The sequence below is a fragment of the Pseudomonas oplopanacis genome (assembly GCF_057128725.1).
Genome location: NZ_JBSKHV010000002.1, coordinates 227,206 through 245,913, shown reverse-complemented (window position 1 = coordinate 245,913; position 18,708 = coordinate 227,206). Strand labels below are relative to the sequence as shown.

Here is an 18,708-nt window from a genome sequence, read left to right as displayed (position 1 = left end):
GTGGGAGCGAGCCTGCTCGCGAAGGCGGCGTGTCAGTCGACATATAAGTTGACTGTCACACGGCCTTCGCGAGCAGGCTCGCTCCCACAGGGAAGCAGAGCGTTTGCTTACTTCTCGACGAACGCTCGCTCGATCAGGTAATCACCCGGCTCGCGCATCCGCGGCGACACTTTCAGGCCGAAGCTGTTCAGCACTTCGCTGGTCTCGTCGAGCATGCTCGGGCTGCCGCACAGCATGGCGCGGTCGTCCTGCGGGTTGATCGGTGGCAGACCGATGTCGCTGAACAGCTTGCCACTGCGCATCAGGTCGGTCAGGCGACCTTCGTTCTCGAACGGCTCGCGGGTCACGGTCGGGTAGTAGATCAACTTGTCACGCAGGGACTCACCGAAGAACTCGTTCTGCGGCAGGTGTTCGGTGATGAACTCGCGATAAGCGACTTCGTTGACGTAACGTACGCCGTGGCACAGGATCACTTTTTCGAAACGCTCGTAGGTTTCCGGGTCCTGGATGACGCTCATGAACGGCGCCAGACCGGTACCGGTGCTGAGCAGGTACAAGTGTTTGCCAGGCTTCAAGTCATCCAGCACCAGGGTGCCGGTAGGCTTTTTGCTGATGATGATCTCGTCGCCTTCCTTCAGATGCTGCAACTGGGAAGTCAGCGGGCCATCAGGCACCTTGATGCTGAAGAACTCGAGATGCTCTTCCCAGTTCGGGCTGGCAATCGAGTAAGCGCGCATAAGCGGGCGGCCGTTGGGCTGTTGCAGGCCGATCATCACGAACTGACCGTTCTCGAAGCGCAGGCCCGGATCGCGGGTGCACTTGAAGCTGAACAGAGTGTCGTTCCAGTGATGAACACTGAGGACACGCTCGTGGTTCATGTTGCTCATGTACGTGGGACTCCTGGAGATTTTGCCTACGCCGATGATGTGCGCAATTGCATCGCATTCTAAAGGCAGAGACAATATCTGTTAAATGGATTATTAAGATAAGGGTTATCGGTTATATCGATATGCGATTTACTCTCCGTCAACTTCAAGTATTCGTCGCCGTCGCCCAGCAGGAAAGCGTATCCCGTGCTGCGGGCCTGCTCAACCTTTCGCAATCGGCGGCGAGCACCTCGATCACCGAACTGGAGCGCCAGTCCAGCTGCCAGCTGTTCGACCGCGCCGGCAAACGGCTGAGCCTTAACGCTCTCGGTAAACAGCTGCTGCCCCAAGCCGTGGCCCTGCTCGATCAGTCCAAGGAAATCGAAGACCTGCTCAACGGCAAGTCCGGTTTCGGCTCATTGGCGGTCGGCGCGACCCTGACCATCGGCAATTACCTGGCCACCCTGCTGATCGGCAGCTTCATGCAGCGCCACCCGGAAAGCCAGGTGAAGCTGCACGTGCAGAACACTGCCAATATCGTGCAACAAGTCGCCCACTACGAAATTGATCTGGGTCTAATCGAAGGCGACTGCAGTCATCCGGACATCGAAGTGCAGAGTTGGGTCGAAGATGAGCTGGTGGTGTTTTGCGCACCGCAGCATCCATTGGCCAAACGCGGCACTGCGACCATGGAGGAGCTTAGTCACGAGGCGTGGATATTGCGCGAACAGGGCTCTGGCACGCGGCTGACTTTCGACCAGGCCATGCGTCACCACCGCAGCTCGCTGAATATCCGGCTCGAACTGGAACACACCGAAGCGATCAAGCGCGCGGTGGAATCGGGATTGGGGATTGGGTGCATTTCACGGCTGGCACTGCGCGATGCGTTCCGCCGCGGCAGCCTGGTGCCGGTGGAGACACCGGACCTGGACCTGGCGCGGCAGTTCTACTTCATCTGGCACAAACAGAAATATCAGACGTCGGCGATGCGCGAGTTCCTCGATCTGTGCCGCGCTTTCACCGCAGGGGTTCAGCGCAGCGACGAGATCGTTCTGCCGAATATCGCTTAAAGCAGAATCACTGCCCAGACCAGCGCGATCATGCTCAGCGCCACGAATTGAGCCGCGCTGCCCATGTCCTTGGCGTTCTTGGACAGCGGGTGCAATTCCAGGGAAATGCGGTCGATGGCCGCTTCTACCGCCGAATTCAGCAACTCGACGATCAGCGCCAACAGGCAGACGGCGATCAGCAGCGCCTGCTCGACACGGCTGACGTTCAAGAAGAACGACAGCGGGATCAGGATGACGTTGAGCAACACCAGTTGGCGAAAAGCCGCTTCACCGGTGAAGGCTGCGCGCAGGCCATCCAGCGAATAACCGGAGGCATTGAGGATACGCTTGAGGCCGGTTTGGCCTTTGAAAGGTGACATAGAGTGGGCAACTGACCAGATAGGAATGGGAACGCTAGATCATGCAAAGTCAAAATAGCGTGAACATGGCGCCTTTTAGTGGCTCGAAATTGACTCAAGTTGTTGCAAGAGCAACGCAGCCTGCGTCCGGGTCCGCACATTCAGCTTGCGGAAAATCGCCGTGACATGGGCTTTGATCGTAGCTTCGGAGACACTCAGCTCGTAAGCAATCTGTTTGTTCAGCAGGCCTTCGCAGACCATGGTCAACACCCGGAATTGCTGGGGTGTCAGGCTCGCGAGGCCTTCGCTGGCGGCCTTGGCTTCGTCGGAAACGCTGACCGCTTCAAACGCTTGCGGCGGCCAGAATACGTCGCCGTCCAGTACCGCACGGACAGCTTTCTGGATCACGCTCAGGTCGCTGGATTTGGGAATGAACCCACTGGCGCCGAATTCACGGGACTTGACCATGATCGACGCTTCTTCCTGTGCGGACACCATCACCACCGGAATTTGCGGGTACTGACCGCGCAACAGCACGAGCCCGGAAAAACCGTAGGCACCGGGCATGTTCAGGTCCAGCAACACCAGATCCCAATCGGATTTTTCATCCAGGCGGGTTTCCAGCTCGGCAATGCTCGCCACTTCCACCAGACGAACATCCGGGCCCAGGCCCAGGGTCAAGGCCTGATGCAGCGCGCTACGAAACAGCGGGTGATCATCGGCAATCAGGATTTCGTATGTGGCCATTTTTCAAATGATCCTGTTTTTCAAACGACTCAAGGCACAGCCACGGAGCTGCACCAATGGGGCACGTTCAACGCCAATAACAGCTGAAAACGGCGTATCAAACCTGGCCGCGCCCCAATCGGCGCCAAGCATGCCCAGCGAAGACTGGGTGGTCAAGGTGCATGGGCAGTACAGTTCTTTGCAGTATGGGCGACAATCAGCAGATGACTGGGGCCGAGCTTTGCACGAAGGGCATCAGTTCGGCATGAGCGGGCGTGGCGACGTTCATGTCCAGTTGCCGTTTTGCGTCCAGGTAATGCTGGCTGAACACGTCGAAATAAGCGTCTAGCGCCGATGCTGCGGCGGTATCCCCCGCCAGATCGAGGCACAGTGCAGCCACTTCGGCGGTGCATAAATGCTCGCTGCGGGTCGACCTGCGCAATCGGTATCGAGACAGCTTTTCGGGCAGCAGGCTCAAGATCGGCAAGCGATCAAAGTAAGGGCTTTTGCGGAAAATCTTCCGGGCTTCAGTCCAGGTGGCGTCCAGCAGAATAAACAGCGGACGCTTCGAACTGTCCGTGTCGACGCTGTTGGTGACACGTTCAGGTTCGACGTATTCCCCCGGAAACACCAGATACGGCTGCCACTGCGGGTCGGCCAGCAACGCCAACAATTGTTCATCAACCTCGGTGCGCGACCAGATAAACGCATGGTTATCGCGTACCACATCGGCAATCAGCCAACCGGTGTTGCTCGGCTTGAACACTTCCTTGTTGGTCATGATCAGGCACACGCCGGAGCGCGCCTCGACTTGCGGACGCCAGGCGCACAGGCAATGACTCTCGATGACGCGGCAGGAACGGCAACGCGGCGCCCTCCAGCCTCGGGCCTGAATCGGCTTGATCCCCTCTTCTTCTCGAGAATCGCGCAAGCGGGCCACGGCGTTGGCAGCAAAGGGCGGAATGGCAGGGTTCATCGCAGGCAGCGCCGGCAGAAGGAGGAAATCGACACAAAAAGCACTCGGCAGGGCAAAAAGTGCCGCCAGTTTATCAGAGCAGCCGGCGCAAGCCTGTACCGTCCGGAGCGCGTCCCCTATAATTCGCCGCCACTGAACGCACAGTCATGTGACGGGTCGAAGCACCAGTCACTGAACCAGGAGAGTTTCATGCTGCGCCTTATCGTTCCCACCGCTGCCATTCTGCTGGCGTCGTCCTTCAGCGCTCAGGCTGCGTCCTTGAGTGAGCAGAATCTCAACAGAGAACTGCAAAACGTCGCAGCCCAAAGCAGCGTCGGCACGCCACGGGCAATCAACGAAGATATTCTCGATCAGGGTTACACCGTCGACGGCAAGCAACTGATCAACCACCTGAGCGTGCAAAAGAGTCACGCCGACAAGATGCGTGCGGACCCTAAAGCCGTGTATTTCCAGTTGGGTGCCTCGGTGTGCAACAACCCGTCGTACCGCAAGCTGATGGCCAAGGGCGCGATCATGCGTTACGACTTCACGGAAGTGAAAACCAACAAGGCGATCGGCTCCGCCAGCTATCAGGAATCGGACTGCCCGAAAGCGGCTCCAGCCAAGAAAAAGTAATCACCCGGATTTGGCGCGCCGCTGTTCATCCTCGGCGCGCAGTTCCGCCAGCAACGCCTGCAAGTAATGTGACCGTCGCTCAGTTCCCTCCAGGCGTCGGCAGCACTCCTCTTCGAGACTCACGTGATGGGTCTCGGCTGATGACTTGAGCAATCGATACAGTTGCGTATCGATCTCCAGAATCACTCTGGCCATAACATCCCGCCTCCTTGCTCCTCGCCCTGCTTGAGCGAAAAATCCTTCAACTCTTTGAACCGCGCGTCCTGCCTTTGACGCAAAGTTGTCGTGTCGCACCTGTAGCTTAGTAAATCAGAGCGCCAGACACTCGGCGTGCGTTCAGACGAGCGGTGAAATCACCTTGCAAATCGTCAATAAGCGGTTGCCAGGAAAGACTTTGCGGCGCAATGATCAAGTCAGCGTAAATCTCTGCGAGGGTCTAGATTCATAGTGTTCCCACTCACTTTTCCGGGCTGGAAAGGGGCCGCCCGCGACGCGTCTTGTTGTACCAATTGTGCGAATGTTTCCTGCTTCAAGGGAAAACACAGCCTGTATGGAAGGAGAAATTGATGCCTTACCAACCGAATGACCTGCTAAGCCGTCATTTTGAAGAAAGCGGCCACGACCTCACCAGCAAGGTCGAAGAACAGCTCAACCTGGTTTCACCTAACAGCCCCAACATCCCCATCTACCGTGACATGATTCTGACCGTGCTGCGCATGGCCCAGGAAGATCACAACCGCTGGAATGCCAAGATCACCCTTCAAGCCCTGCGCGAACTGGAGCACGCCTTCCGTGTACTCGAGCAGTTCCGCGGCCGGCGTAAAGTCACCGTGTTTGGCTCGGCCCGAACACCCATCGAACACCCGCTGTATGGTCTCGCCCGAGAACTGGGCGCCGCGCTGGCGCGCTCGGACCTGATGGTCATCACCGGCGCTGGCGGCGGCATCATGGCGGCGGCGCACGAAGGTGCCGGCCGGGAACATAGCCTGGGTTTCAACATCACCCTGCCCTTCGAACAACATGCCAACCCCACCATGCAGGGCAGCGCCAACCTGCTGCCCTTCCACTTCTTTTTCACCCGCAAGCTGTTCTTCGTCAAAGAAGCTGATGCGCTGGTCCTGTGCCCAGGCGGTTTCGGCACCCTGGACGAGGCGCTGGAAGTACTGACACTGATTCAGACCGGCAAAAGCCCATTGGTGCCGGTGGTATTACTGGACGCGCCGGGCGGCAAGTTCTGGCAAGGCGCGCTGGACTTCATCCACCATCAACTGGAGGAAAACCGCTACATCCTGCCGACCGACATGAAGCTCGTGAGCCTGGTCTACAGTGCTGAAGAAGCGGTGGAACAGATCAACCAGTTCTACAGCAACTTCCACTCCAGCCGCTGGCTCAAGCATCAGTTTGTGATTCGCATGAACCACACCCTCAGTGAGCAAGCGCTCGATCACATGCAGGAGGCATTTGCCGACCTGTGCCTGAGCGATCGTTTCCATCAGCACGCCTACAGCGGCGAAGAGCACGATGAAGCACAGTTCAGCCACCTGGCGCGACTGGCCTTCAACTTCAACGCGCGTGATCATGGTCGTCTGCGTGAACTGGTGGACTACATCAACCTGCCGGAAAACTGGGCGCAGTCCAAGCCCCAACTGCAACAGCGCACGCGCAAACCCTCGAAGGTAACGTGAGGCAAAAAAAATGGCCCGCTATCGAAATAGCGGGCCATTTTTTATCAATCATCCATTCCCCGGCCACTGAACAAGCGGCTGATCATCTCCATGGAGTATCCCCGATAACTCAGGAAGCGCCCTTGCTTGGCACGCTCCCGAGCGTCTATCGGCAGATGCCCGGAAAATTTACGCCGCCAGGTATCCTCCAACTGCTCCTGCCAGTTGATGCCGCTCTCACGTAACGCGAGTTCGATATCGGCACGTTGCAGGCCGCGCTGACCCAGCTCCTCGCGAATACGCAAAGGGCCGTAACCGGAACGAGCGCGGTAGGAAACAAAGCTTTCGAGGTAACGGGATTCGGACAGCAAGCCCTCTTCCGTCAAACGGTCGAGTGCTGTGTCGATCATCTCTGGGAGGGCGCCGCGCTGACGCAGTTTACGCGTCAGCTCGACTCGACCGTGCTCGCGTCGTGCGAGCAGGTCCATTGCGGTTCGCCGCACCGCGACGAGTGTATCGAGTACGGCGGTCATCGGATCAATCAGATATCAGCGTCAGCCAGGTCATCAGCCGTCTCTTTGACTGGCGATGCTTTGACGTCCGGAGCCGGGGTCAGCAACTTGTCACGCAGCTGCTTCTCAAGCTTGGCGGCGATTTCCGGATTGTCTGCCAGGAACTTGGCCGAGTTGGCCTTGCCCTGACCGATCTTGGTGCCTTCATAGGCATACCAGGCACCGGACTTCTCGACGAAACCGTGCAGCACGCCCAGGTCGATCATCTCGCCATTGAGATAGATGCCTTTGCCGTAAAGAATCTGGAACTCGGCCTGACGGAACGGCGAAGCCACTTTGTTCTTCACGACTTTGACGCGGGTTTCACTGCCGACGACTTCATCACCTTCTTTCACCGCGCCAGTACGACGGATGTCCAGACGAACCGAAGCGTAGAACTTCAGCGCGTTACCACCGGTGGTGGTTTCCGGGCTGCCGAACATCACGCCGATTTTCATACGGATCTGGTTGATGAAGATCACCAGGCAGTTGGCGTTCTTGATGTTACCGGTGATTTTACGCAGTGCCTGGGACATCAGACGGGCTTGCAGGCCGACGTGCATGTCGCCCATTTCGCCTTCGATTTCTGCCTTTGGCACCAGAGCGGCCACGGAGTCGACGATGATCACGTCAACGGCGTTGGAACGCACCAGCATGTCGGTGATTTCCAGGGCTTGCTCACCGGTGTCCGGCTGCGAAACCAGCAGGTCGTCGACGTTGACGCCCAGTTTGCCGGCATACTCAGGATCAAGGGCGTGTTCGGCATCGACGAATGCGCAGGTCGCACCGGCTTTTTGAGCCTGGGCGATCACGGACAGTGTCAGTGTGGTTTTACCGGAAGATTCAGGACCGTAGATTTCAACGATACGGCCTTTTGGCAGGCCGCCAATGCCGAGCGCGATGTCCAGACCCAGAGAGCCAGTGGAAATAGCCGGGATCGCCTGACGGTCCTGATCGCCCATACGCATTACGGCACCCTTGCCGAATTGACGTTCGATCTGACCCAGGGCCGCAGCCAAGGCTTTCTTCTTGTTGTCGTCCATTAAAGTCCTCACGTAATCAATAAGGCCTGACGGCCAACACCTGTATAAGTAGCCAGTATTATTCCACAGCGATTCAGGATCGCCTACCCCTGATTTGAGATTTCTGTGGCGGCATGTCGCAGCAGCCCCTCTAGCGCGGCCTTCACCGTTTGTCGGCGGACTTCATCGCGGTTGCCAGGGAAGTGCTGCACCTCGCTGAACACCTGCTCACCGACGCCCCAGGCCAGCCAGACCGTGCCCACCGGCTTGCTCGCAGAGCCGCCATCCGGCCCCGCCACGCCGCTGACCGCCACGGCAAAATGCGCCCGGCTCTGTTCCTGGGCGCCGCGGACCATTGCCTCGACCACCTCGCGACTGACCGCCCCCACCGTCGAAAACAACTCGACCGGCACGTTCAGTTGCTGGGTTTTCTGTCGGTTGGAGTAGGTGACATAGCCAGCCTCGAACCACGCCGAACTCCCAGGAATACGCGTGATCGCCTCGCTGATCCCCCCGCCCGTGCAGGACTCGGCGGCCGTGACATGGGCGTTGAGCACCTGCAAGCGTCGGCCCAGTTCAGCGGCCAGTTGGGTGATTTCTTTCACGGTCATCTCCTGAGCGAGCGGAAGCGAATGAGAACTACCGTACACGAGCGTATCGCGCTTGCAAGGCGCAGGATCAATCAAAATGTGAGGGCGCAAGGGCTCTGATATAGGCCTGACAAGCCTGCAAGGCAATCAGTCCACGGTCCCCGGTGTCGGTGATGGCGACAATTCGTTGAGCATGCGCCGGGTCAAGTCGGGCACGTACGGCGCCATGATCCACGCCGCCGGCGCTGGAGGTGGCTGGCACTGTGCAGCGGAAGGCAGCGTCATGGGCGTCGAGGAGGACTGACAGGCGCACATCAGTAGTGGCAAGACGATCGCGCAGGCGACCTTGATCACGTTGGGCATCGCTAAGCGCTCGGTAATGGATTTGCTCGCTTGTAAAGAGTCGTTGCTCCAAGGCCTGGCGCTGGTCTTGCACGGCCTGTTGTTGCGTCGCGGTGGCCTGGGTCAGCCGGTTCAGCGCTTCGGCGTGCAAACGGGCCTGTTCCGCCAGTTGCCGGCCATAACGCCAGTCCTGAAAATGCCAAGCCAACGCCGCCGAAGTGCCCATCAACACGACGATGCCAATCAACCGCCAAGAGATCAGACCTACGACTGGCATAACACCGACCTCGCCCGCGCCCAGAGTTGCAGACGATCCTGCAAGCCGTTCAGCCCGCCATTGATGCGTCGGGTGATGCTGTTGAACTGGTCGCGATCGGCAAGTTCGTTAAGGCCGTTCTGCGCCCAGAACCAGGCGGCTGATTCGGCGGCATATTGGGGTTTTTCCAGTAGCTCTGGAATAAACAGCAAGCGATCGTCACCAAATAGTCCAAGACTGCATTGGCGGTAGTTGTCGCGGCCGGTGATCTGGATCAGGCCCCGGCCGCGATACTTTTGGCCGTCGCCGTCTAGCGCGGGTGTATTGCCCAAGCGAGCAGCCAAGGCACCGGTGTCGTATTTGCTCAGATATTGGTCGGTACCAAGTTCACGTACGTATTGCAGTTGTCCGGACTCATGGCCGACTTGAGCGAGGAAGGCAGCGATGCGTTTTGGGGTGTTGATGTTGAATCGAATCATGGCGCTGTTAAGAGCCGTAATGAAAACGCCCGCTTGAGGGCGGGCGTTTGGGAAAATCTTCAGCAGTTGCCCTTCAGTCAGCGGCATGAGATGTCCTCGACTTACTGTTGTTTAGCTCAAACAAGTGAGAGCAGTTTTAGGTCGGTGCCTTGAGCGAGCGGCACGCAACACCTGCGAAGCCCAAGGCTCTTCACTCAAGGCCTTATTCACACTGACGGGACTGGCTTCCTGACTCTCTTCTTTCTCGCAGGTGGCGCTTGTTCTTCGGCCATAAAAACGGGCCGGTTGGCCATTTCAGGAAAGCCTTGCGATGCCGGCCAGTTTCGCAAAGCAAGTCGATAGGCTTGCAATGCTTCATACCCTGACGTTGACAGTGTGGTTTCGTGGCCTGCCTCTAACTGATCACGATGACGCGCGACGATTCCGTCTGTCTCAAGAAGCCGGGCATCCCGCCATGTCCGTTCAACGGTTGCCGCGAGCTCAGATGCTCGAGACGGAGACTCTTCAAGCATTGGTCGGCCATCAGCGTCTGCCACGATCCGGCAGTTTCGCTGTTCTCCTGCCAGCAACTGGTCGCGATGCTCGCTGGAGATTTCAACGGCATCGTGTGGCAATACCGTGTTGATTCGTGAATCAAAGAAACTTCTTGCTGAACGGCTCCAATATATTTTCATGTTTTCTTAATTCCCAAACGCAATAAAATTTCCGCCTAGCGACGGACTGGAACCTCGGGAGACAAATGAACCCTGGGTATAAGGCGAAGCCGCCACATAACCAATAGAACCAGATCCTGCGGTATAGCCATTACAAACAACGACCGACATAAAAGCGCTATTGAAGCTCACAGGCAGTGTTGTAATCACATCAGTCGTCAAGCTGTTGACAACCCCCCACTGGATGACGAAGCCTCCCAACCAGGATGGAAATGCCAAATACCCGACACGCCCATTTGAATTGGTCGACAGAATAAAGCCAGACTTCAGTTTCTTCGGCGTTATCGCAGTAGCGTCATCAGTTCCGATATTGACTTGCGCCTGAGTCGCTATTTTCAGGACCCCCGAGAGCAATTCGGAAGCAGCGACCGGCACCTTATCAGATATCAGTTTTAAAATAGCTTGCTTCAGCTGGCCATCATCACCCTCGGCCGGTGTTAACGCACCGGCTTTAATGACTGTCAAAATCTCTTCGGTTACCGAATTGCCCCAACTCGCCGGAATCAATGATCCCGGCGTCCCGGTCAGGGGGTTTTCGTCGACAAACTTCCCATTGACCAGCCCTGCGCTGGGAATGCTGTTCGGATAATCCATTGTTTACTCCATTGATTAATGTGGAACACGCGAGTTCAAGAGCGCAAAAACGAAAACGCCCGTTTGAGGGCGGGCACTGGAGCGGTTTCGCCGATACTGACGGGGCCTTTGATTATTTTGAACTGTGAGTATCTTTCATCATCTCTGGAAACCACACCCTGGTTGCCCCAGAAGCTTGCATCCTGCGCAGAGGAAAACTCCGCTACAATTATTTTTCGTTCTTCACTCTCAAATTGAACATTAACTGTATCCATTACAACCCCCTGATCAGCTGAATGAGTAACTACCAATGTGCACTTCAAAAACAGGCGATGAGCAATTACTCTGACAAGTTATATAAATCGTTTGAGGCTCGATCACCGGCATCGAATAATTACTGCCTAACGAATCAGCCGACCCCAGCTTTATAGAAGTAATCTGCTGCCCCACCCCTCCACTGTTGTTCAGAACCATATTAAAAAACGATACCGGTGCGTTCAGAGTGTTATTAAACATTACAAACTCACCGTTAATTTCATATGCATTCAAAGGAACAACACCCGCAATGGAGAGGGGGGAAGCATTCAGCAGCGAAGTCCCAGCATAAGCCTGGAAAAGTTGTATGAAAATTTTCCGCCCGCGCTGCGCGCCTATCTTGAGCTTCCCCGACGCATCAGTCGCCCAAACACTGATCAACGCCGAAGCATTAAAGCCAACCGGCATCTTGCCGCCACCATAAACCCCAGGCGCAACTATCGATGTGCTATTAACAGCCAGAATATTTTGTTCACCGTTCTCTGAATTATAAATAGCGTAAAGCGCCACATAGCCACTGACCGGCGCAGGCCCAATATCCATGCCTCCGGCGCCGGCAAGACCGAGATTGATCGTCTTGTTAAAGTTCTGCAGCCGATACCCCATACCATCGAGAGCCGACTTTACCGTCAACTCATCAGCCTTGAATGTTCCCGTCAGCGAGGCCACAGGCACAGAAAAACTCGCATTCGCCAGCAACCCGGAAACGGTTCCAGAGCGCTTCGAAGCGTCATCCAGTAGCTTCTTGATGGCTTCCAGCAACTGCTTGTTATTACCTTCGGCAGCGGTCAGTTTTGCTTCATTGATAACCCCCAGTATTTCTTCGGTAACCCCATTCCCCCAGCTTGCCGGGATCAACGAGCCCGGCGTTCCGGCAAGCGGGTCTTCATCCACGAACTTCCCATTCACCAACCCGGCGCTGGGCACACTGTTCGGATAATCCATTTCGCTTATTCCTTAGTCATAATTGATGTGCACCTTGGTATGCGCCGGTGCACTACGGTGAATCAGGCACTCCAGCGCCGAGCCGGGGTTCATGCCGAAGCGTTCCCCCCAATAACTCGCGCCAAAGCGCCGGCCCAGCAGCAGTCGGCCACCGGTGTTGAGCGTCCACATGAACTGCGCCTGCCAAGTGCCGAAGTGCGCCGCACCGAATCGCGAGCGCCCCATGCGCGGGGCTTCGAGTTCGGTGATGGTTGCGTTCGGATAGCCTTGGGTGCGGGCGATTTCCACGTAGTAGCTGACAGCCTGGCTGCCGACCGCGAGCAGCCGGCGGCGTACTGCAAGGCGGCGGTCGTCGAATAGCGGCGTGGCACCCAGGCAGGGGTCGGGCAGGTTCATCACCCGCTCCCAGTCCGGCACCAGTTCACTGACGCCGGCCGGGTCCATTTCGTTGAGCAGGTCAGCGGCGCGAGCGTCGAGGCGTGCCAATTCCTGGGCCACACCTTCAAGGACCTCTTCGAGTTCCGGCACTCGCTCCGGGTCCCATGCCGGGCCACTTGGCAGCAAGCTGCGCAACTGCGCGTGGTATTGCACGGCGGTTCTGATCACTGCCATACGCAACCTCCGAAGGTCAGCAACTGGTTGATGTCGGCCTTCACATCAGCCACCGGGCTGCCCAGCACATGGTCACTTTCACCGGTGGCGCTGCTGATCGCTTCACGGATATGACTGATCAACAAGGTGTCGCCCAAACCGGCTTCGCGGTTGTGCAAATCACGCAATTGCGCCTCGACGGCTGCGCGCGCAGCACTGGTATCGGGCTTCAGGCTCAGTTGATAGGTAACCGCGATTTGGACCGGTGGCAGTACATGCAACTCGGCAGTGACCGGGCGCAGTGGTTCGATGTAAGCCTGGACTTCGGCCAGTTGCGCGGAACTCGGCACCGGTTGCGCATCGTCATCGCGCATGATGTACAGGCTGACAATGCCAGGCCCGGGGTAACTGCCGCGACACCAGGCCCGGGTGACGCCAGGGCATTCGAGCGCCCAGGTTTCATAATCTTGCGCCGAGCCACCGTGAGGAATGATGCGGTAAGAGCGAATCACTCGAGACCGCAGCGACTCCAGGCTTTCCCGAGCGGTACCGCCACTTAACCCTGGCGCCAGCACCGTGAAACTGTTGCCGACAATGCCCAGGATTGGCTGCACCGGAATCAGTGTCATACCGGCATCGGCATTGCCCAGGCTGCCAGCGTCGAGCGCTGCGATGGTCGTGCTATTGGGGCCACTGCTGGTGGTGCGCGAAGCGGTGACTTTGTAAGTGCGGCCATCACTCGATTGCAGCAAGGTATCGACGTCCAGTACGGCGCCGGCACTGGCGGTAAAACCGACGCTGCCCGTGGCCGCTTGTGCCGCTTTTCGCGGTCGGTTCAAGCGCAGCGCGGCAATCCGCTCCAGGGTTGATTCATCGGCTTTGTCCGGCAAAATCTGCTCGGCGATCCAGTCAAGGTAGCCATACAGACCATATGCCGCGCCGCCGAGGGTTCGGGCCAGCACTTGTGCATCGGACTGGCGCAGCGAATCGCTGGCCAGGTCGCTTTGGGTACGCTTGATCAGCACCGGCAGCGAAGGGGTTTCAAACGGCATAGATCACCTGCCAACTGTTATCAGGGTTGATGTCCAGGCGCTCGCCGTCCGCCAGGGTCAAGACCGTGCGCAGGTTCAGGCGCTGGGCGTCGAGGCGTTCGCTGATGAGGTCGATGGCGCTGCAATGACCGTCGTCGATCAGCCACCGCAAGGCTTCGCGGGCATAGAACTCGGCGTCCATCTGGGTCTGTCGGGTCAACTTGACGCGGCGCAGCAGCCACAACCGCGAGCCGATACGGTCATCCGCCACCGTGGGAAAAGTGTCGCCCCACCAGCCATAACGCTCATCGTCATCGAGGGCATCGTCATCGGCGGCGCGGCGCCAGGTGAACAGACTGATCAGCACTGAACGGGTCAGGGCGGCGTGGAGGTTCTGACTGATCAACATCATTGACCTCCTGCCGGCACGCCGGTCTGACCGTTACCTGCCTGTACACCGACGTGCACGTGTTTGATCTGGCTGATACCGCCAGCGATTTGATCGCCCGTGGAAACGACCTTGCCGGTCTGATTGATGACCGGTGTATCGATGTTCACGGCGGTACTGGCGCGAATGTTCAGGGTCGCGGTTTCAATGTCGATCACGCGACCTCGCTTGAAGTGAATCTTGTCGCCTTCGTCGGTGTAGATCGCGACCTCACCGGGGGACAGGGACTGGAGACGATAGCGACGGTCGGCGACCACCAGCACGATGGCATGGGAACGGTCCCCTCCCAAAAAGGTGGCGATACCTTCGGCGCCAGCCAGTGGATTGCTAGTGAAACCGTAGGGTTCGAAGTGCTCCATGTCATCGTTCACTTCACCGGCGGTGAGGCGCATTTGCAGCGATTGCAACTTGGTGGCCGAATTGGCGAGCACGACAGTGCCGCGCGCCAGGAGGCGTGTCAGTAGGCTCATATTGATTACCTTGTAGGAGCGAGGCTTGGCGGGGTGTCAGGTTTTGGGAGGTACCGGATGCGCATCGAACGTGTAAGGCGGCGCCACCTGCAGCGTGGTGACCGAGCCCTGTTCGGACAACGAGTACGTCACCTTGGAGATCAGCATGTCGTGGTCGAAACCCAACACTTTGTCGATCACCCGGACCAAGGTGTTGTGCTTCCACAAATCACCATTTGACTGCCGCCAGCCTTGTACCCGATAGGTCGTGGTACCGGCCTTGCCGACGCGAATACCGCTTTCCCAATCGGCACGTTGCTGCGCCAGTTCCGGGGTCAATTGCGCGCTTTCGCTGATCACGGTGATCCGCTTACGCCCGATAATCGGGTCGGTGGAAACCCCGGACACTTCGCTCACGGCCACACCGTTCTTCTCGTCGCCGCCCTTGTGCTGGCCAATTACCCGGTACTCGGAGAACACCTGGCTGAAGTCCATCGGCGCGTTGGCCGACAGAATATTCTTGCCCAGCTCAAGTACATCGCCGGCTCGCCCACCGCTGCCCGGTCGGGCCAGTACGACCCGACCTTCAGCGTCATCGGTGGAAAACACCCGAAACAACGTGAGCAAACGGTCGATCGACTGAAAGACCGTTTCCCCCGGCACGATCGTGTGACTGCCGAGCCGCGCGGTTTCCGGGATTTCACTGACCACTTTCCCGGCATAAGGCGAGGCCAGCGCTTCGACGATGCTCAGTAGCGATTGCTGATGCCATTGGTTGGGCGTGTTGATCGCCGCGCAGTCCACCAGGTCCTGAGTCTTCGAACTGCCTTCGATGCTCAGGCTGATCAGTCGCCCGTCATAACTGATCGGCGCCTTGAACACATACCCACTGAGCACCAGATCGCAGCCGATTCGCACCTGGCAGGGCGCACCCGGACGTATCGGACGGTCGACCGTTTGCCCCGGCCATTGCCAAGTGATGTCGAGTTTGAAAGTGCGGAACTGACGCTCGAGGTCTGCAGTGATTTCAACGCGTTTCCAGCCGCCGTACTCCAGACCATCAACGGTCAGCAACACGCTGTTGTCGAGTTCGTTCATGATCTATTCCTCCAGGACTTTTACGTCGTCCAGCGGGAGAAACCCCGGATGAATAATGCCGTTGCGCTGTAGTACTTCAGCGATTCGCGTGGCGTCCCCACTTTGCTGATAGATCACGACCAGCCCCGGAAGGCTTTGCTTGAAAGACTTGCTGACCAATCGAACACCAGACGACGCGACCGCCTTCAAATGCGCCCGGAGCGCCTGGCGCAGATTGCTCATCACCAGATAGTGCGCCGGATCCGCCTTGGCCTCGGGCAGCTTGAACACCTCTTCAAGTGCCGCACGCAACGCCTCCAATTCGTCGACCACCGGAACGTCCTGGTGCGTGGTCGGTTGCACAGCCTGATGCCCGACCGGCAGATTGGTGACCCGCTTGACTGCCTGCGAAGCAATCGGCATCGACGCAACCCACTGGGCCACTTGCACAATCAAGGTGTCCTGCACCAGATTGGTCAGCGCCTGGGCCGCAGCGGTGGTGTCTTTGCCGGTGGTCAGCTTCGGCGCGTCAGCCTTCTTGATGGCTTCGACCTGTTGGGAGACGTTGGCAATCACGCCACGATAACCTTCACGGGCGAAGTCCTTCAGTTCGTTGATGTCGCCGATCAATCCCTTGAATTCCGCCGCCACATCCTTGGGCAGCTCCTTGACGGCTTTGACCAGATCGCTGATCTGCTGGTACTCATCGATCAACGGCTGAAGGTGCTGCTGAATCACCTCGTAAGCCTCCTTGATGCTGTTGCGCAGGTTGGTAATGCCGATCCGCGCAGCCTTGATCAAGGTCATCGCGTCTTCGAAACGTTTCACCGCGGAGCCCAGCAGGCTGTCCGCCGACACCAACAACAACTTCTGCGTGCTAACCGCCGCCTTCGGAAACGGCACCGGTTCGTCGGGATAAAACTTCAAGGCAAAAGTCACCAACCCGCCGTCCTGGCGGGTGTGAGTCATGTCGCACTCACCCACCTTGACCTGCAGGCGCCCCAACCATGGGTGAACCAGCTCGCCACTGCCCTGCTCCAGCGCTTTGAGCAGCTTGTCACGCTGCTCCAGGCAATCGGGGCCGACGATGAACGCCGTCAGATCGTGGACCTTGGCCTGCTGTCCAAGGCCTTCGAAATACGGCAGATCGCGTTGTGGGTATTCGTGCAATTGGCCTTTTTTACCGACCGGGGTTTTCGCCTGATCGATCCAGAATCCGACACCTCGAAAGGACGCCGGCATCAAACGGTCACGCCAACTCATTGGAGCCTCCAAGAGAAAGTGAGCGGTAGCCAATGCGCGAACTCAGCGCAAACGCCGGTTGATTGGTTTGCGGCTGATCGGTACGCAGGCCCGCCGGCGCATTTTCGAAGCGCACGGTCAGGCCGCCTTCGAGTTGTGTGCGGTTGTTGGCGGCGCTTTGCTGGATCAGGGCGCTGGCGTTTTGCGGGAGATTGCCGGGCGACACTGAGGTGTCTGACATGCTCTGGATGCTCCTGCGAAAGAACGAAGGCGCCAGGCCATTTTCACCGTCCGCACCTGGCTTGCCATTCTGCTCAGTGACACTGTCGACGTGGCCGGTGATCGTCGCGACAAACCCCGAAAGGTTGCCATCCAGCAACGCTCTGATGGGTTCGATCACAGCCTGAAGTTTCGCCGACAAACCGCTGAACCACCCCAGAAGTGGTTCCCAGTTTTCTGTGAACTGGTCCTTTGGCGACCAACCGAATAACGACTGGAACAGGTCTCTTACGCCTTGAAGCGGACCAGTCAATGATTCCCACAAGCCGGCAAAATAACCTTCCACTCCATCCCAGCAAGCGCGCACCCGCTCCTGCGCGGACCAACCGAACCAGCCTTTGAGAAAGTCCGCCATCCACGCGCTTGTGGCCAAAATCACATCCCACAGTGCGGCAAAAACACCCGCCACCGGTTGCAAGTTTTCTTCGATCAGCGCTTTGGGTGACCAGGAAAAAGCCGACCTGATTGTTTCCAGCCCCCCATTCAATTGGGCGGTGATACGGTTAACGACATCGGTATAGAGACCGACAACCGAGCTCATCGCTTTGTCGATTTGCGCTTTGGGCGACCAGTCGAAGTACGATTTAAGTTCTCCCAGCCACTGGGCGACCGTGGTGGTGACGCTGTTACCAGCATCGAAAAAAGCAGATTTCACGTCATCCAGTGACTCGCGGGTGAAGGCTGCGGCCCTTTCAATCGCACCGGACATTGCGCCGCCGGCTTCGTCCCAGTACTTCTTCACAACTTCACCCGGCTTCCATCCGAACAGTTTCCTGATCCAGACAAACGCAGCATCGGTCTTGCTCGCAATGTCTTGACCGAGATCGCTGAAGAATCCTGAAATCGGCTTCCAGTTGTCCATTATCAAACGGGTGCCGATAACGAGGACCGCGACGACCGCCGCGACCACAGCGGCAATCGCACCAATCGGTGAGGTCAGAATGCCCATTACCGTGGCCAGGCCCATAGCTGCCACGGTGACGACGGTGAATGCCACCGCTGCGGCGCCCAACCCTTCCACCAGATAAGGGTTGTTCGCCATAAACTGGCCGATAGAGGTCATCACCGGCGTGAGCGCTGTGACGATGCTGTTGAGGGCCGGGAGCAGTGCCTGGCCGACTTTCAATGAAATGTCATCCAGCGCCTTGTTGAATCGGGCGAGGTTGGCGGAGGTTTCCCCCAGAATGACTTTGGGAACTTTCAGCCCTTTGAGACGGCTGGCTTTTTTCGCCAACTCATCCTGAGCCGCGATAGCTTTTTTGATGCCGTCCTGAAACGGTTTCAACAAACCGCCGCCGGAGATAAACCCAGAGAGATCCAGTGGCTTGAGACCGCTGTCCTCCATGCTCTTTTTAAACGCAGCGACCTTGCCACGAATGCCCTTTAACTCGGCGTCCAGTTTCTTGGCACCCTGCATCACCACGATCATGTTCACCGTGGCCTGGATATTCGTCTGGCTCAGATTTATTTGTGTATTCGCCATCACTGCACCTGCTGCATCGCATTGATCCGTTGCGCGTGCTCCAGCGATTCGCGGAGCACATCCAGTG

Annotated in this window: 24 protein-coding genes and 1 pseudogene; 3 read left to right on the top strand and 22 right to left on the bottom strand. The window is 57.8% G+C overall.

Translation table 11 applies throughout. The annotated features are described in order from the left end of the window. Nucleotides 1–107 precede the first annotated feature (107 nt). Nucleotides 108–887 carry a ferredoxin-NADP reductase gene (fpr, locus tag ACWKV5_RS05450; RefSeq protein ID WP_007947184.1) on the bottom strand — a complete coding sequence of 260 codons (780 nt, stop codon included), beginning with the start codon at nucleotides 885–887 and terminating at the stop codon, nucleotides 108–110. Nucleotides 888–1,009: 122 nt separating this feature from the next. On the opposite strand from fpr, the gene ACWKV5_RS05445 reads away from it, so the two are divergent. Continuing rightward, nucleotides 1,010–1,936: a LysR family transcriptional regulator gene (locus tag ACWKV5_RS05445; protein ID WP_483840487.1), complete on the top strand. Its 927-nt coding sequence runs from the start codon at nucleotides 1,010–1,012 to the stop codon at nucleotides 1,934–1,936. Here the strand turns inward: ACWKV5_RS05445 and ACWKV5_RS05440 are convergent. The 3 genes from ACWKV5_RS05440 to ACWKV5_RS05430 all read right to left on the bottom strand — a co-directional run bounded on the left by ACWKV5_RS05440 (nucleotide 1,933) and on the right by ACWKV5_RS05430 (nucleotide 3,976). Further along, the gene (locus tag ACWKV5_RS05440) at nucleotides 1,933–2,295 is read right to left on the bottom strand and encodes a diacylglycerol kinase (RefSeq protein WP_008010143.1); all 363 of its coding nucleotides are present in this window, start codon (nucleotides 2,293–2,295) and stop codon (nucleotides 1,933–1,935) included. The two genes, ACWKV5_RS05445 and ACWKV5_RS05440, sit on opposite strands and share 4 nt — an antisense overlap. A 75-nt stretch (nucleotides 2,296–2,370) precedes the next feature. Further along, nucleotides 2,371–3,021, bottom strand: coding sequence for a response regulator transcription factor ErdR (gene erdR / locus ACWKV5_RS05435; RefSeq protein ID WP_017336764.1), 651 nt, complete (start codon nucleotides 3,019–3,021; stop codon nucleotides 2,371–2,373). A 196-nt stretch (nucleotides 3,022–3,217) separates the two neighbouring features. Beyond that, nucleotides 3,218–3,976 carry a tRNA-uridine aminocarboxypropyltransferase gene (locus ACWKV5_RS05430; protein WP_483840486.1) on the bottom strand — a complete coding sequence of 253 codons (759 nt, stop codon included), beginning with the start codon at nucleotides 3,974–3,976 and terminating at the stop codon, nucleotides 3,218–3,220. A 189-nt stretch (nucleotides 3,977–4,165) separates the two neighbouring features. On the opposite strand from ACWKV5_RS05430, the gene ACWKV5_RS05425 reads away from it, so the two are divergent. Beyond that, nucleotides 4,166–4,591, top strand: coding sequence for a PA3611 family quorum-sensing-regulated virulence factor (locus ACWKV5_RS05425; protein WP_123433724.1), 426 nt, complete (start codon nucleotides 4,166–4,168; stop codon nucleotides 4,589–4,591). Here the strand turns inward: ACWKV5_RS05425 and ACWKV5_RS05420 are convergent, their stop codons facing one another. Then, nucleotides 4,592–4,786 carry a hypothetical protein gene (locus ACWKV5_RS05420; RefSeq protein WP_483840485.1) on the bottom strand — a complete coding sequence of 65 codons (195 nt, stop codon included), beginning with the start codon at nucleotides 4,784–4,786 and terminating at the stop codon, nucleotides 4,592–4,594. 371 nt (nucleotides 4,787–5,157) lie between these two features. Here ACWKV5_RS05420 and ACWKV5_RS05415 point away from each other — a divergent pair, with 371 nt between their 5' ends. Continuing rightward, the gene (locus ACWKV5_RS05415) at nucleotides 5,158–6,276 is read left to right on the top strand and encodes an LOG family protein (protein ID WP_483840484.1); all 1,119 of its coding nucleotides are present in this window, start codon (nucleotides 5,158–5,160) and stop codon (nucleotides 6,274–6,276) included. 44 nt (nucleotides 6,277–6,320) lie between these two features. Here ACWKV5_RS05415 and recX read toward each other — a convergent pair whose 3' ends face one another. The 17 genes and pseudogenes from recX to ACWKV5_RS05330 form a co-directional block, all read right to left on the bottom strand. Beyond that, nucleotides 6,321–6,788 (bottom strand): recombination regulator RecX, encoded by a 468-nt coding sequence (gene recX / locus ACWKV5_RS05410; RefSeq protein WP_027925005.1) that lies wholly within the window; start codon nucleotides 6,786–6,788, stop codon nucleotides 6,321–6,323. A gap of 8 nt (nucleotides 6,789–6,796) precedes the next feature. Then, nucleotides 6,797–7,849, bottom strand: a complete 1,053-nt coding sequence (gene recA / locus ACWKV5_RS05405) for a recombinase RecA (RefSeq protein ID WP_007907270.1) — start codon at nucleotides 7,847–7,849, stop codon at nucleotides 6,797–6,799. An 83-nt stretch (nucleotides 7,850–7,932) separates the two neighbouring features. Next, a complete protein-coding gene (locus ACWKV5_RS05400) occupies nucleotides 7,933–8,433 on the bottom strand; it encodes a CinA family protein (RefSeq protein ID WP_483840483.1) in 501 nt (166 codons plus the stop codon). 73 nt (nucleotides 8,434–8,506) lie between these two features. Continuing rightward, nucleotides 8,507–9,037 (bottom strand): lysis system spanin subunit, encoded by a 531-nt coding sequence (locus ACWKV5_RS05395; RefSeq protein WP_483840482.1) that lies wholly within the window; start codon nucleotides 9,035–9,037, stop codon nucleotides 8,507–8,509. Further along, nucleotides 9,025–9,582 (bottom strand): glycoside hydrolase family 19 protein, encoded by a 558-nt coding sequence (locus ACWKV5_RS05390; RefSeq protein ID WP_483840481.1) that lies wholly within the window; start codon nucleotides 9,580–9,582, stop codon nucleotides 9,025–9,027. Before ACWKV5_RS05390 ends, ACWKV5_RS05395 begins: the two co-directional genes overlap by 13 nt. Nucleotides 9,583–9,701: 119 nt before the next feature. Next, a complete protein-coding gene (locus tag ACWKV5_RS05385; RefSeq protein WP_483840480.1) occupies nucleotides 9,702–10,169 on the bottom strand; it encodes a phage tail assembly chaperone in 468 nt (155 codons plus the stop codon). A 6-nt stretch (nucleotides 10,170–10,175) separates the two neighbouring features. Next, nucleotides 10,176–10,583, bottom strand: a complete 408-nt coding sequence (locus ACWKV5_RS05380) for a gp53-like domain-containing protein (RefSeq protein ID WP_483840842.1) — start codon at nucleotides 10,581–10,583, stop codon at nucleotides 10,176–10,178. Between the two features lie 21 nt (nucleotides 10,584–10,604). After that, a pseudogene (locus ACWKV5_RS05375) lies at nucleotides 10,605–10,802 on the bottom strand (phage tail protein); the annotation flags it as partial. A 35-nt stretch (nucleotides 10,803–10,837) separates the two neighbouring features. Further along, nucleotides 10,838–11,056 carry a hypothetical protein gene (locus ACWKV5_RS05370; protein WP_483840479.1) on the bottom strand — a complete coding sequence of 73 codons (219 nt, stop codon included), beginning with the start codon at nucleotides 11,054–11,056 and terminating at the stop codon, nucleotides 10,838–10,840. A 13-nt stretch (nucleotides 11,057–11,069) separates the two neighbouring features. Further along, nucleotides 11,070–12,041 carry a hypothetical protein gene (locus ACWKV5_RS05365; RefSeq protein ID WP_483840478.1) on the bottom strand — a complete coding sequence of 324 codons (972 nt, stop codon included), beginning with the start codon at nucleotides 12,039–12,041 and terminating at the stop codon, nucleotides 11,070–11,072. Between the two features lie 12 nt (nucleotides 12,042–12,053). Continuing rightward, entirely contained in the window at nucleotides 12,054–12,653 is a 600-nt protein-coding gene (locus tag ACWKV5_RS05360) for a YmfQ family protein (protein ID WP_483840477.1), read from the bottom strand. Next, complete coding sequence (locus ACWKV5_RS05355) at nucleotides 12,644–13,684, bottom strand: baseplate J/gp47 family protein (RefSeq protein WP_483840476.1); 1,041 nt, start codon at nucleotides 13,682–13,684, stop codon at nucleotides 12,644–12,646. Before ACWKV5_RS05355 ends, ACWKV5_RS05360 begins: the two co-directional genes overlap by 10 nt. Continuing rightward, nucleotides 13,674–14,072, bottom strand: a complete 399-nt coding sequence (locus ACWKV5_RS05350) for a phage GP46 family protein (protein ID WP_483840475.1) — start codon at nucleotides 14,070–14,072, stop codon at nucleotides 13,674–13,676. Before ACWKV5_RS05350 ends, ACWKV5_RS05355 begins: the two co-directional genes overlap by 11 nt. After that, complete coding sequence (locus tag ACWKV5_RS05345; protein WP_483840474.1) at nucleotides 14,072–14,581, bottom strand: phage baseplate assembly protein V; 510 nt, start codon at nucleotides 14,579–14,581, stop codon at nucleotides 14,072–14,074. The genes ACWKV5_RS05350 and ACWKV5_RS05345 overlap by 1 nt, the downstream gene beginning before the upstream one ends. Nucleotides 14,582–14,617: 36 nt before the next feature. Continuing rightward, nucleotides 14,618–15,658: a phage baseplate assembly protein gene (locus ACWKV5_RS05340; protein ID WP_483840473.1), complete on the bottom strand. Its 1,041-nt coding sequence runs from the start codon at nucleotides 15,656–15,658 to the stop codon at nucleotides 14,618–14,620. Between the two features lie 3 nt (nucleotides 15,659–15,661). Next, entirely contained in the window at nucleotides 15,662–16,900 is a 1,239-nt protein-coding gene (locus tag ACWKV5_RS05335) for a DNA circularization protein (RefSeq protein WP_483840472.1), read from the bottom strand. Further along, the gene (locus tag ACWKV5_RS05330) at nucleotides 16,887–18,641 is read right to left on the bottom strand and encodes a hypothetical protein (protein ID WP_483840471.1); all 1,755 of its coding nucleotides are present in this window, start codon (nucleotides 18,639–18,641) and stop codon (nucleotides 16,887–16,889) included. Before ACWKV5_RS05330 ends, ACWKV5_RS05335 begins: the two co-directional genes overlap by 14 nt. Nucleotides 18,642–18,708 lie beyond the last annotated feature (67 nt).